Below are 13844 nucleotides of genomic sequence, written 5' to 3'. Positions count from 1 at the left end.
TCAGGGCGTCCACCACGGCCGCAGCGGCAGCTGATCGTCGCCGCGCGCGTCGACGTTGGCCGCCAGCACGTGGTGCAGCTGCAGGTTGTTCTGCTCGAAGGCCACCCGGGAAGCCGCCATGTACAGGCCCCACACCTTGGCGGTGGCCAAGCCGACCTCGTCGACGGCTTGGTCCCAGTGCTGGACCAGGTTGCGGCACCAGTCCCGCAGCGTCATCGCGTAGTGGTGCCGGAAATTCTCCTCGTGCAGCACCTCGAAGCCGACGTCCTGCACCTCGATGATGATGCGGCCGGAGCCGGTCAGCTCGCCGTCCGGGAAGACGTACCGGTCGGTGAAGCCGCCGGCGAAGGACGTCGACTTGTTGTCGTGGCGGGTGATGCAGTGGTTGAGCAGCAGACCGCCGGTACGCAGCTTCGACTTGAGGAAGCCGAAGTAGGCCGGGTAGTTCTTGACGCCGATGTGCTCGGTGAGTCCGATAGAGGACACGGCGTCGAATCCGCCCTCGGCGATGTCACGGTAATCGGAATGGCGGACTTCGGCGAGGTCCGCGAGCCCCTCTTCCTCGATTGCGCGCTGCGCCCACTTCGCCTGCTCACTGGACAGGGTTGCGCCGATCACCCGGACGCCGCGTCGCGCGGCGAAGCGGACCATGCCGCCCCATCCGCAGCCGACGTCGAGCAGCCGGTCGCCCGGCTGCAGCCGCAACTTTTCAAAGACCAGCCGGTATTTGTTGTCCTGGGCCTCTTCCAGCGTCGCATCGGCGTCGGGGTAAACCGCGCACGTGTACGTCATCGACGGGCCGAGCACCCACTCGTAGAAGGTGTTGGAGACGTCGTAGTGGTGGTGGATGGCCTCCGCGTCGCGCGTCTTGGTGTGCATCAGCCCGTCGGCGATCCGGCGCCACCGGGGCGGCGTCTCCTGCGGCGGCGGGGCGACAGGCACCAGCCGCTCCAGCCCCATCGAACGCACCACGTGCGCGAGCACGCGCGCCGGCGGCCGCTTGAATTGGACGCGGTCGGTCAGCGTCTTGAGCAGCTGGTAAGGATCACCGGCATGGACGCCGTACAGGTCCAGGTCGCCCGCCACATACGCGCGGGCGAGACCGAGTTCGCCGGGGGCGGTGGCCAGATAGGTGGCGCCGCGCGGGGTGCGCAGGTCCAGGCCCAGTTCGGCGTCCGCGCTGCCCGCGGTGCTGCCGTCGTAGGCGGTGAACTTCAGGGGATGGCGTCCGGTGGCGGCGAAGATCTCCAAAATTTCCGCCATGCTGAGCTTCCCGGTGGTCCGGTGGGGTTCTTTGGTCTCGCTAATGGAAGTCATCGCCGTTGTACCGCCTTTGCGTAGAGGTCGAGGAGACGGGAATCGGGATCGTAGGTTTTCTTGACCGTGCTGTAGGCCTCGCCGCCGTACAACTCGTCGAATTCCTCGCGGGCGTAGTACGAATCGGAATATAGCGACTTGTGCCCGCCGAGTTCGCTCACCTTCGCCTCGATCGTCCGGTTGGTGCCACCTTCCGTGGCGCCCGCCGGCACCGAAGACCAAAAGCCGACATTGACGTACGTGTGGTCGGGCCGCATCGGATACAGCGGCCAGCCCTCGTGGTCGCGCAACCGCAGCGGGCACAGCCACAGCGGGGTGATGGGCACGTTGCTCAGGAACCACTCCAAGAATTCACAGGTCCGTTCGACCGGCACCTCTACGTCTTGGACCACGCGCTCCCGTGGGGGACGGCCTTTGCGCTTCTCGATCCGGTCGGCGATACCGAAACGCTGGTCCATGGCGACGAGCTTCGAGTACACGCTGCTGCGCCGGTAGCGGCGCGGCCACCACGGCCGCAGCCGGGGGTTCTGCACACCGAACGCCCGCGAGCACCAGAACCAGTCGGTGTCCCAGCGCCAGAAATAGTCGTGCATCGTCAGCCGGTCGTCCTTGATGGCTTCCACACCGGGGGAGTCATGCCGAATCGATTGGTAGTAGATCTTTTTCCCGGTGTAGTCGCTAACCGGTCCGGGGGTGGTGGTTCGCCGGCCCACGCACAGGTAGCTCTCATCCGCGCTGAACACCACGCCGTCCAGGTAGTCGACGGGTGTTCCGCCCTGGCCGCCGGTGTCGATGATGCGTTCCATCGCCGCGACCAGCGCGGGCAACGAGCGGAAGCGGACATGCCGCAACGCCACAAACGGTGCGACCTGCTCCAGCTCGATCCGCAGCCGGGTCGAATAGCCAAGCGTCCCATAGGAATTGGGAAAGGCACGGAACAGGTCGGCGTGCTGGGTGCGGGATGCGGTAAGCAACTCGCCGGCGCCCGTGAGAATATCCATCTCCAGCACCGATTCGTGCGGCAGCCCATTGCGAAACGACGCTGACTCGATGCCCAAGCCACTGACCGCCCCGCCCAGCGTGATGGTCTTCAGCTGCGGCACGACCAGCGGCGAAAGGCCAAAAGGCAAGGTCGCGGCGACCACATCCTCGTAGGTGCACATGCCGGCCACCTCGGCGGTACGGGATTCGGGATCGACACTCAGCACGCCGGTCAGCCCCGATGTGTCCAGGCCCGGGGCGTCGCGTTTGGCCCGGGCGCGGAACAGATTTGACGTTGGTTTGGCGAGCCGGACCACGGACGTCGCGGGGATGGATCGATAACTCGCCATCAGCCGGTCAACGCCCGACTTGTGCGCCGAGAGTGCAGATCCAGGGGCAGGCACCACATATATCCTAGTCTTCGACCACAGCCCGTGCACCCGCGCGCGGGTGGGCATAGCTTTCAGGAGTTGTTTTGGGACAGGTGAGTGCTGCGAGCACGATTTTGGTCAATGTCGAGCCGGCCGCCACCCTGGCGGCGGTCGCGGATTATGAGACGGTGCGTCCGAAAATTCTGTCCCCGCAATACAGCGACTACCAGGTGTTACAGGGCGGTCAGGGAGCGGGCACGGTCGCCAAATGGAAGTTGCAGGCCACCAAGTCGCGCGTCCGCGACGTGCAGGTCAACGTCGACGTCGCCGGCCACTCGGTCATCGAGAAGGACGCGAACTCGTCGATGATCATCAACTGGACGGTGGCCCCCGCCGGACCCGGCTCCAGCGTCACCGTGAAGACCACCTGGACCGGCGCCGGCGGAGTCAAGGGATTCTTCGAAAAGACCTTTGCACCACTGGGATTGAAGAGGATTCAAGGCGAGGTTCTGGAAAACCTCAAGCGGGAGCTGGAGGGCTAGGCGCGACTGGCGACCACCACCGTCGGGCCCAGCGCCCGGGTACGGAACTCAACCTTGATCGCCGGATCCGCATGCTGCGCGAGCGCCGTCAGGGCCGACGGGCTGTAGGCCCGCAACGAGCTGATGACGCCGTCGTGTGCCAACGGGATCAGGCAAGTGAACGGGAGCACCGCCGCCAGCACCACGACGTGGAGCGGCGCCGGGGGCCGGCGGAGGTCGATGATCAGCAACTTCTTCGCTGCGCGGGTCCCTTCGGCGAACACCCGGGCGGCCTGCTCAGGGGGCAGGTGGTGCAGCGAGAGCGCGAACAGCGCCAGGTCGTAGTGCCCGTCCGGGGCGTCAATCGCGGTCGCGTCCATCTGCCGCACCGTGGCGCGCGGGTGGGCCCCCAGGTCGCCGGCGGCGATCTCGGCGACGAACGCCGGATCGACGTCGGTGACCGTGACATGCGCCGTGGAGTGGTTGGCCAGCAGCCTGCGTGACAGACCGCCAAACCCGGCCCCGAGTTCGAGGATCGTCGGGGAGGGTGCATCGGGCAGCTCGGCGAGCACGACCCGGGCCAAGCCCTCGTGCGCGCGGGACCGCCGTCGTTCGGCGCGGTCGAGCGCGGCGATCACCCTGCGCTTGAGATCCTCGACGTCGTCGCGGTCCAGATATTCGAGCCGGTCCGTTTGTAACCGCCGGTCCAGCCAGGAAGCGTCCGGTCCGCCCCGGGGCATGCTCGCAAAGTCGATCGAATCAACCGTCTGCCGTTTCTTCACCGTGACCGCCTCGCGTTCTCGAGGGCAAATTTGAGATGCTCGCCGTACATGTTGAGCGATGAGGTGGTCAACATGTCGTAGTGCGAGCAGTCGACCGAGTACGCCGTGAACGCCCCGGCGGTATGGGATTTCCATTTCTTCAGCCGAGACCGGGCCGCCAGTTGGATTCCCATCTTCTGCATCTGCGCCAATAGCGTTGGGTCGCCGCCGTTTCGGTGTCCATTGCGGGCAGCGGAGAACATGACCATGTCGCCGTCGAACACCTCGGGCACGTGCTCGGCCAGGAACGATTGACTGGCATTGGCGCTTTTGACCATGAATTCCAACAACTCTTTCGGCGGCAGGATGGAGCCGCCCAGCTTCCGGCGAATCAACTCCTCGGCGCGCTGATAGGTAAGGGGCCCCGAACCGGCGTCTATGCCGTTGGCCCGCAGAATGCGCTCCAGGATCTGGCTCTCGGCCGACGCCCGAATCCTGTTGGCTGCCAACCTGGTTATGCCCTTGGTCGCGGAGTAGGGGGCGTCCAGCACGACTAGGCTGTGGACGACGCATCCGCGCCGCTGTAACTCGATGGCGAGTTCGTGGGCGACGACGCCGCCGAACGACCAACCCAGCAGCTTGTATGGGCCGTCGGGATAGAGCGTTTGGAGGGTGTCGGCGTATCTGGCCGCCATGGCCCGAATGGATGCGGGTTCGCCCTCGCCGTTTTGGGGCACCCGGTTGATGCCGATGAGCGGGCAATCCAGATATTCGCCGAGCGCTCGATATGGCCAGCTGAGTCCGAAGCCGTCATGGATACACCACAGTGGAACGCCGCTGCCCTCCTTGAGGGTCTCGACGGGCACCAACTCCTCGGTGGTCGCCGGCGTGTTCAGCTGCCGGCTCAGGCGCCGCACGGACGGCGCGTAGAACAACGTGCGCACCGCCAGTCCCGTATCCAGGGCCGCGTTTATCGCGGCGGTCGCCCGCATCGCCGAAATGCTGTCCCCGCCTAAATCGAAGAACGAGTCGTCGACCCCAACGCGCTCCACGCCCAACACCTGCGCGTAGATGTCGGCCAGAATCTTCTCAACCGGATTCGCCGGTGCGCGGTACCGGTCGCCGTCCGCGTAGCGGGGCACCGGCAGCGCCCGGGCGTTCAGCTTGCCGTTGACGGTCAAGGGCAACGCCTGCAGCGCCACCACCGAGGCCGGCACCATGTGGGCGGGTAGCCGTTCGGCCAGTGCCGCGCGCACGGCGACGGGGTCGGCGGTGCCGGTGATGTAACCGACCAGGCGCTTTTCGCCGGGGCGGTCCTCGCGGGCGATCACGGCCGCATGCTCGACCCCCTCGAGTTCGTTAAGGGCGCTTTGGATTTCGCCCGGTTCGACCCGGTAGCCGCGGATCTTGACCTGATCATCGGTGCGCCCGAGGTACTCGAGTTGCCCGTCGGCGCGCCAGCGCACCCGATCTCCGGTGCGATACATCCGCGTTCCGGGCGGCCCGAACGGGCACGCCACAAACCGCGCAGCGGAGAGCCCCGGCCGACGCCAATAGCCGACTCCGACACCGCCTCCGGCCACGTAGAGTTCACCGACGACCCCGGCCGATACCGGGCGCAGCCAGCCGTCGAGCACGACGAGCGCGGCGCCGGGCACCGGCGCCCCGATCGGCACGACATCGGATCCCGCTGTGAGAGGCGCGCTCAACGTCACCCACATCGTCGTCTCGGTCGGGCCGTATTCGTTGATCATCAGCCGGCCGGGCGCCCACCGGTCCACGACGTCGAGCGGGCATGGCTCACCACCGACCAGCAGCGCCACCGACTCCAATCCTTCGGGCGCGAGCATTCCCACCGCGGTCGGCGTTTGGCACAGCACCGTGACGTCTTCGGTGACCAGCAGGTGGTGGAAGTCGGCCGGGGACGCGGCCACCGACTCGGGCACCACGACCAGCCGCCCACCATTGAGCAGGGCGCCGAAGATCTCCCAGCCCGAGATGTCGAAACTGTAGGAATGCCATTGTGTCCATACCTGTTGTGGCGAAGCCAGATTCGGATCGAGCGAGCCGACGAGTTGAGTAACGTTGCGGTGGGTGATCGACACGCCCTTGGGGACGCCGGTGGTGCCCGAGGTGTAGATGATGTAGGCCAGGTCATCGGGGTCCGGCGGCGGTAAAGCTGTTGCCGGGTATGCCGTGACTCGGGCGTCGTCGAGGGCGATGACCGGCAAAGAAGGTCCGTCCAACCGGTCGGCCAGCCCTCCGGTCGCTATCGCGGCGATCGGCCCGGCATCGGCGATCATGAACTCGATCCGTTCGCGCGGCAGCGCCGGGTCGATCGGCAGATAGGCCGCACCGGCCTTCAATACCGCGAGAATGCCGACGATCGCGTCAGCGGTGCGGGCGGACAGCAGCGCTACGCACCGTCCGGGCCGTGCGCCCCGTTCGCGCAATAGGTGCGCCAGCCGGTTCGCGGACGCGTCGATTTCGCGGTAGGTCATCGAGCGACCGGCGCAGGTGAGTGCCACGGCATCGGGGGTCCGCGCGACCTGGGCGGCGAAGGACGCCGGAATCGAATCCGGTGCCGCGGGCCGATCCAGCGATGCCAGGTTGCCCCAGGCAGCAAGGCGGGTGTGTTCGGGCTCGTCGAGCAGATCGAGGGCGGACAATCGGGCGGTCGGATCGGCGGTCATGTTCTCCAGCACGCGCTCCAACTGCGTGATGAGCGTGTGGATGGTGCCGGTGTCGAAGATGCCGGTGTCGTATTCGAGGCGCACGCCGAGTTGCTCGCCCGTGCGGGCCTCCAATGTCAGCGGGTAGTGGGTGGATTCGTGAGTGGTCATGTCGGTAACCGCGAACTCATGGGCTCCCGCCATCGCGCTGGTGTCGACGGGATAGTTCTCGTAAACGAAGAGCGTGTCGAACAACTGGTCGTGGCCGGTGATGTGATGGATCGCCGTGAGCGCCAGGTGTTGGTGGTCCAATGTTCGGTTGTGAGCCTGGTGGAGCTGGTTCAGCAATTCGGTGGTATTAGTGGCCGCGCCGATGGTGGCGCGGACCGGCACCGTGTTGATCAACAGCCCCACAAGCGATTCCGCGCCGGGGAGCTCGGTTGGCCGTCCCGAGACCGCGGCGCCGAACACGACGTCGTGCTGGCCGGTCAGCCACATCAGCAGTTGTGCCCAGGCGGCCTGCAAGACGGTGTTGATGGTGGTGCGATGCGATCGCGCCAGTTCGGTCAGCGCGTGAGTCGTTTGCTCAGGGAACCGATACGACGCCTCGCCTCGGCGCCCGGGCCCCGCCCGGTTCGCCGACCCGACGAGGGTGGGGGTGTCGAATCCGGCGAGTACCTCGCGCCATGCGGTGTGGGCGGCGTCGAGGTCGCGACCGGCCAGCCAGGTGACGAACCTGCGATACGAGGTGGACGCCGGGAGTCGCTGCCCGTAGTACGCGGCGAACATCTCCTGCAGCAGGATCGACGTCGACCAGCCGTCGAGGACGATGTGGTGATTGGTGACCACGATCCGGTGCCGGTCCGGTGCCGTGCGGATGAGTGCCACTCGGAAGGCCGGCGGATTCGCGAGGTCGCAGACGGCGACTCGTTCGGCCGCGCATAATTGCCGGATCCGTTCGTCGGCGTCGTCGGTGTTGTCCAGTTCGATGTACTGCCATGCCGGGATAGGATCGGCCGGTATCAGCTGAACCGGTTCGCCGTGGGTGCAGAAGCGGGCGCAAAGGTTGGGGTGGCGCTCGACCACCGTTTGCACCGCGGCGCGCATCCGTTCGGGGTCCAGCGGCCCGGTCACGCTGAAATCCAGCTGAACGGAATAGAGTTCGGCCAGGTCGTCGAAACCCTGTGTGGCGCTGGCATGGAACAGCAGGCCCTGCTGCAGCGGGGTGAGCGGCAGGATGTCGGCGATCAAGTACTGCTGTTGCAGGGTGTCGACCTGCTGTTGGGTGAGCCGCGCGGGCAAGATGTCGGAAGGGGTCAGCCCACCGCCGCCCCGCGCAACGTGGGCACAGATGCCGGCCAGGGCCTCGAACCACAGCCGGTTGAGTCTGCTGACACCGGCGTGGTCGAGTGCGGAGGGTGCCCAAGTCCAGGTGGCGTTCAGCGCAGGGCCGGAGTCGGTTTCAACGGCGACGGCACTCAGCTCCAGGGTGTGCATCAACGGCATGCTCACCGCAGCCGCCGCCGCGGTGAACGCCGAGCCATCCGCACTGATCAGCCACAGATCCTTCGACGCGCCGGGGTGGGCACCAAGGCGACCGAGGTAGTTGAATCCGATCGTGGGTTCGGGTCCCGTGAGGGTGGTGTTGAGGTGGCGCAGCAGTCCATAGGTCAGCGGATCGGGAAGCGCGCGCAATTGCTCCTTGGCGCACTTGATGATTGGGCCGAGACTGGCGTCACCGGCAGTCACCAGCGGCCAGGGCAGCGCGCCGACGCTCAGCGCCACGGGGAATTTGGTGGTGAACCAGCCCACGGTGCGGGACAGGTCGACGTCGGTAGCAAGCTCTTCGTCGCGGCCGTGGCCTTCGACATCGAGCGCGATCCGCGTGTCGCCGGTGCCAAGGAACTCGGCGCAGGCCAACGCGAACGCGATCAACAGGATGTCCTGGATTCCCGCGTGGAACGCCGCGGGCGCGTCGCTCATCAGCAGGCGGGTGGTCTCACCGTCCAGCGAGGTGGTCAGGTGTCCGGCGGCGGCATAGGTGTCCGACGCCCGCGGTAGTGCCTGCGGCGTAGCCAAGACCTCTTGCCAGTTCTCGTTTTGCGCCAACACCGCCGGGGTGCTGGCATGTTGGGTGAGAAGTGCGGCCCACCGCTGGAATGATGTGCCCACTGGCGGGAGCGCTATTGGCTGGCCGCTGTGGTGTTGAGCCCAAGCGATGTTGAGGTCTTCGAGCAGGATCCGCCATGACACCGCGTCCACGGCCAGGTGGTGGATGATCAACGCCAACTGTTCGGTGGTGCTCGCCCACACGGCGCTGAGCATGACCCCGGCGGCGGGGTTGAGCCGTGACCGGGCTGCGATGATCGTCTCGTCGGTGAGTGCGTCGACGGTGTGCAGTAGTGCCGCGGCGTGCACCGATTGCGGTTCGGGCACAGTGAGTTTCCAGCCTTCGGAGCCATCGTTGACGCGTAGTCGCAGTATGGCGTGGCGGTCCAGCAGGGCTTGCAGCACGACCGTGACGTCGGCCGGGCCCACCGCCTCGGGCGCCTGCAACACCACGGTCTGGTTGAACTGGTCGACAGGGCCGTCGACGCCGCGCAACCACCGGACGATCGGGGTCGCCGCGACCTCGCCGATTCCCTCGTCGACGGGGCCGGTGTCGGCCACTGAAACCACCCGGGCCAGCCCGGCCACGGTCTGTTCGACGAAGATGTCACGCGGGCGGCAGCGCAGGCCGGCCGCGCGGGCCCGCGCCACCACCTGCATCGACGAGATGCTGTCGCCGCCCAGGTCGAAGAACGATTCGTCGACCCCAACCCGGTCCAGGCCGAGTACTTGGGCATAGATCCCGGCCAGGATTTCTTCGGTCGGGGTCTGCGGTGCGCGGAAGGGCGTGTCGGCGAAGATCGGCGCCGGCAGCGCCTTTCGGTCGATTTTGCCGGAAGAGGTCATCGGGAACTCGTCGAGCACGATGATCTGCGTCGGCAACATGTAGTCCGGTAACCGGGCGCTCAACCGGCGACGTACCGCGCTGATCCGCGTGTTGTTGCGGGGGTCATTCGCCGTGTCCTGCGCCCGATCCGGGTCCGGGAGGTACACGTCGCTGCCGTTGGGAATGCTTTCCTCAGCAGTGTCCACGAAGACGGCGTCGAGCGTGCCCGGTTGAGTGCCCCACGTGACCGCGACGCGGTAACCGACGGCCTCGCCGAGGCGGTGCAATTCTTCGGGTGTCACGGTGTCGGCCGACTCGACGCCGGTGGCCCGGGCGAGCGCGTCGGCCAGGGATAGCCCTGCGGCCAGGCCCTCTTCGATTCGGACGTCGGTGGCCAACCCGGCGCGCGGGATGCCGGATATCCGGATGTCGGCGGGACGGTGGGAGTCCAATCGATTGCGCAGCCCGCTCAGGCCGGCGCAATCGGTCCACGCCCAGGTTGGGGCGGCGGCCAGGGAATACACCGATGTGGGCGTTTTATGCACGACGACGTCGTAGCGGTATCGGGTGAGTTCGTTGTCGGCCGCTCCGCGCTTGACTTGGATGTCGAGCGCCGATACCGCCGGATGGTCGGCCGCCCAAGCGGTGAAAAACTCTGGGGCGAGCAGCAGTTCGGCTTCGCTGATCAGGGCGCGTTGAATACGGTGACGAAGTTCGGCGGTGTCGGTCTTGTCGCTGCGGGCGAGCGCCACCGCGGTCTGGAATGCGCCCTGCAAGCTGTGGTTGCGGACATCGCCGATGAACAGCGATCCGCCCGGGCACAGCAGCTCCATGAGGCTGTCGATGAGGTCGGACAGGTATCCCGCGTTGGGGAAGTACTGAACGACCGAGTTGAGGATGACGGTGTCGAAGAAGCCCAGTGGCAAGCCCTCGGTCACATGGGCGGGCCGAGTCAGCAGCCGGACGCGGTCACGCCACGGGAGCTCCAGCCGTTCCATCGAGCGGGCCAGGTAATCGGTTGCCGCCGCCGACATGTCGGTGGCAACGTATTGTTCGCACTGCGGAGCGATGTGTGACAGAACCAGGCCGAGGCCCACGCCGATCTCGAGCACCCGCTGTGGTCGCAGGGCCATGATCCGGTCCACCGTCGTCGACCGCCACTCCTCCATCTCCGCCAGCGGGATCGGCTCGCCCGTGTAGCTGCTGTTCCATCCCCGGAAGTCGGTGCCGAGCCCGCAGGTGCCGGCCTCAGCGCCGTACAGGTCGTCGTAGACGTGCTGCCATTGCGCGACGATTTCGTCGTCATCGTTGTCGGTGGTGTTGGCGTGGTCGAGGGCCACGTAGGCGACGAGGTTGGCGCCGGTGCCGTTGTTGTGCACCGCGGCGGCGGCCATGGTGACGTGCGGGCAGGCCAGCAGGCTGTTCTCGATCTCCCCCAGCTCGATTCGTTGTCCCCGAAGTTTGATCTGAGTGTCGGCTCGTCCCAAGTAGTCCAGTGTCCCGGCGGCGGTCCAACGGACCAGGTCACCCGTGCGGTAGAGGCGTGTGCCGGGATCCCCAAAGGGGTTGGCGACGAACCGTTCTGCGGTCAAGGCCGCTCGGCCGACATAGCCGTGGGCGACGGCACGTCCGCTCAGGTACAGTTCGCCGACGACGCCGATGGGGGCGGGGTTGAGCCGGGTGTCCAGCACGAGTGCGTACACGCCCGGGAGGGGGTTGCCGATTCCCACCGGTTGGCCCGGCGACAAGGGTGTGCCGCAGGTTGCCCAGACGGTGGCCTCGGTGGGGCCGTAGGCGTTGAACATTCGCCTGCCCTGAGACCACGCCGCCGCTAGCTCGCTTGGGCAGGCTTCCCCCGTGGTGATGAGGGTGTCGACCGCGTCGAGCCGTGCGGGGTCCAGCGAGGACAGCACCGACGGGGTCAAGACCGCAGCGTTGACGCGATGGTCGTGCAGCAACGCTGTCAACGCCTCGCCCGCAACGGCTTCCGGCGGCGCCACCACGAGCGCTGCCCTCGACCCAACCGCGAGCAACAATTCACCGATCGATACGTCGAAGGTCGGCGCGGCCAGCATCAGCAGTCGCGAGCCCGAGTTCAATCCGAAGCGCTCGGCCAGTGCTGCGATTTCCAGCAGGCCGCCGTGGCTGACCGCGACTCCCTTTGGTGCGCCGGTGGATCCGGACGTGAAGATGACGTGGGCGGTGCTGTTCACCGTCAGAGGCGGGCGGTCGACGTCGGTGATTGGGTCCGCGCTTCGTGCGGGGAGGTCCAAACCGTCGACGTGCAGCACGCGGCGGTCGCCGGCCCCGGCAACGGTGTCGGCATCGCGGGTCAACACGCATATCGCGTTGACGGTGTCCAGGACGGTGGCGATGCGCTCGGCCGGGTGCGTCGGGTCGACGGGCACATATGTTCCGCCGGCTTTGACGATGGCCCACCAGGTGACCACCAGTTCCAAACACCGATCCATCGCGACGGCCACCGCGCGCTCCGCGACGGCCCCCGCCTCGATCAGTACGCGCGCCAAGCGTGTCGACGTCTCGTCAAGCTCGCGATACGACATGGTGCGGGCACCGTCGACCACCGCGACCGCGTGCGGATCGGCCGTCACCGCAGCTGTCATGAGGTGCGGCGCCACTCCCACGCGTGCCTCCACACCGGCACCGGCCCAGGTTGATTGCACCAGTTCGCGCTCGCCGCAATCCATCAACGAGATCGCGCCCACCACCACCGCCGGATCCGCGACGGCCGCGTCCAGCACCCGCCCGAACCGATCGACCAGGCGCTCGACGGTGGAGCGTTCGAACAGATCCGTCGCATATGTCACTGATCCGGCGGCCCGTAGCGCGGCCGGGTCGTCGGTGGGCACCTCCACCAGTTCGAAATCGAGGTCGAAGCGGGCCGAGCAGGTGGGCACCGCCCACTGTTCGACGCCGACGCCGTCGATCGCGAATGCCTCCGGCCGCACGTTGTTTTGCAGCACCATCAGCACCTGGAACAACGGGTGGTGCGCGGCGGAGCGGGCCGGGTTGAGGTGCTCGACCAACCGCTCGAACGGCACATCCTGATTGCTGTACGCGTCCAGGGCTTTATTACGCACCCGCGCAAGGACATCGGTGAACCGGCATGCCGGATCAACTTCCACACGCAGCACCCAAGTGTTGACGAAGAATCCGACCAGATCGCTGAGAGCCCGATCCGATCGTCCCGCGATCGGTGTGCCCAGCACCACGTCGTCGCCCACCCCGACCCGGTGCAACACCACCGCCATGGCCGCCTGCAACACCATCGAGGCCGTCGCGTTGTGCGCCGCGGCGAGCCGTTTGACCCCGGCCCAGACCCCCGGCTCGATCAGCAGCTCTACTTCGTCGCCCCGATAGCTGGGCTCCGGTGGCCGGACGTGATCCGCGGGCACTGACACGATTTCCGGCAGTCCAGCCAATTCTCTTTGCCAATAGCACAATTGGTGAGCGGCAACGCTGTCCGGGTCGGACTCGTCTCCCAACAACTCCTGATGCCACAGCGCGTAGTCCACGTATTGCACCGGCAGTTCGGCCCAGCCCGGTATCTGGCCCGCAGCTCGGCTCGTGTAGGCGACGCCGATGTCCCTGAACATGGGGGCCAGCGACCAGCCGTCAAAGGCGATGTGGTGCAGCACAATCGCGAGCACGTGCTCGGCAGGGCCCGTAGAATAGATCTGCGCGCGAATCGGGATCTCGGTCGCCAAGTCGAATCGGTGACTCGCAAGCGCGATCAACTCGCCGGCAACCTCGCGCTGATCGGCCAGCGGCAACGCCGTGGTGTCACCGCGCCGCCACATCCCCGGCTGGGCCGGTAAAACGTGTTGGTGCGGAACGCCGTCGACGTCGGGGAAGACCGTGCGCAGCGATTCGTGGCGGGCGATCAGGTCGTCGAGGGCAGCCGCTAGCGCGCCGATGTTCAGTTCTCCGGTGATCCGGAATGCGGTCGGCATGTTGTAGGTCGCCACCCCGCCCTCGAACTGGTTGACGAACCAGAGGCGGTTCTGTGCGAACGACAGAGGGATCCTCGCGGGGCGCTCTGCGCGTACCAACGCTTTCCGTCGGCTCCCTCCAACGAGGCGGGGCGCCAGCTCGGCGACTGTGGGCGCGTCGAACAACGTGCGCACCGAGACGTCGGCGTCCAAATCGGCATTGATGGCCGCGATCACGCGCATCGCGGACAGTGAATCGCCGCCGAGGTCGAAGAAGGAGTCGTCAACCCCGACCCGGTCGAGGCCGAGGACTTGGGCGTAGATGGTGGCTAG

The 13844-nt window shown here is 66.8% G+C and carries 5 protein-coding genes; 1 reads left to right on the top strand and 4 read right to left on the bottom strand.

The genetic code is table 11. The features are described from left to right. The gene (locus A5695_RS17130) at positions 1-1308 is read right to left on the bottom strand and encodes a class I SAM-dependent methyltransferase (RefSeq protein ID WP_369830203.1); all 1308 of its coding nucleotides are present in this window, start codon (positions 1306-1308) and stop codon (positions 1-3) included. A gap of 5 nt (positions 1309-1313) precedes the next feature. After that, on the bottom strand, positions 1314-2705 hold the full coding sequence (locus tag A5695_RS17125; RefSeq protein ID WP_197515528.1) for an FAD-binding oxidoreductase: 1392 nt from the start codon (positions 2703-2705) through the stop codon (positions 1314-1316). Between the two features lie 68 nt (positions 2706-2773). Between A5695_RS17125 and A5695_RS17120 the strand changes: the two genes are divergently transcribed. Beyond that, positions 2774-3211 (top strand): SRPBCC family protein, encoded by a 438-nt coding sequence (locus A5695_RS17120; RefSeq protein ID WP_068084487.1) that lies wholly within the window; start codon positions 2774-2776, stop codon positions 3209-3211. Here A5695_RS17120 and A5695_RS17115 read toward each other — a convergent pair. Together A5695_RS17115 and A5695_RS29145 are read right to left on the bottom strand one after the other, a co-directional pair. After that, complete coding sequence (locus A5695_RS17115) at positions 3208-3930, bottom strand: class I SAM-dependent methyltransferase (protein WP_068084829.1); 723 nt, start codon at positions 3928-3930, stop codon at positions 3208-3210. The genes A5695_RS17120 and A5695_RS17115 overlap by 4 nt on opposite strands. 38 nt (positions 3931-3968) lie before the next feature. Next, positions 3969-13844 (bottom strand): non-ribosomal peptide synthetase (locus A5695_RS29145; RefSeq protein ID WP_197515527.1); only part of this gene is annotated, 9876 nt, incomplete at its 5' end.

Source organism: Mycobacterium sp. E1747 (genome assembly GCF_001667775.1).
In the GTDB taxonomy this organism is placed as follows: Bacteria; Actinomycetota; Actinomycetes; order Mycobacteriales; family Mycobacteriaceae; genus Mycobacterium.
Note: the sequence above shows the minus strand (reverse complement) of the source record. Positions and strands in the feature narration are given on the sequence as shown.

Excerpts from the sequence above, each read along its gene's own strand:
- A5695_RS17115 (WP_068084829.1), bottom strand. The coding sequence starts at position 3,930 with ATGCCCCGGGGCGGACCGGACGCTTCCTGGCTGGACCGGCGGTTACAA.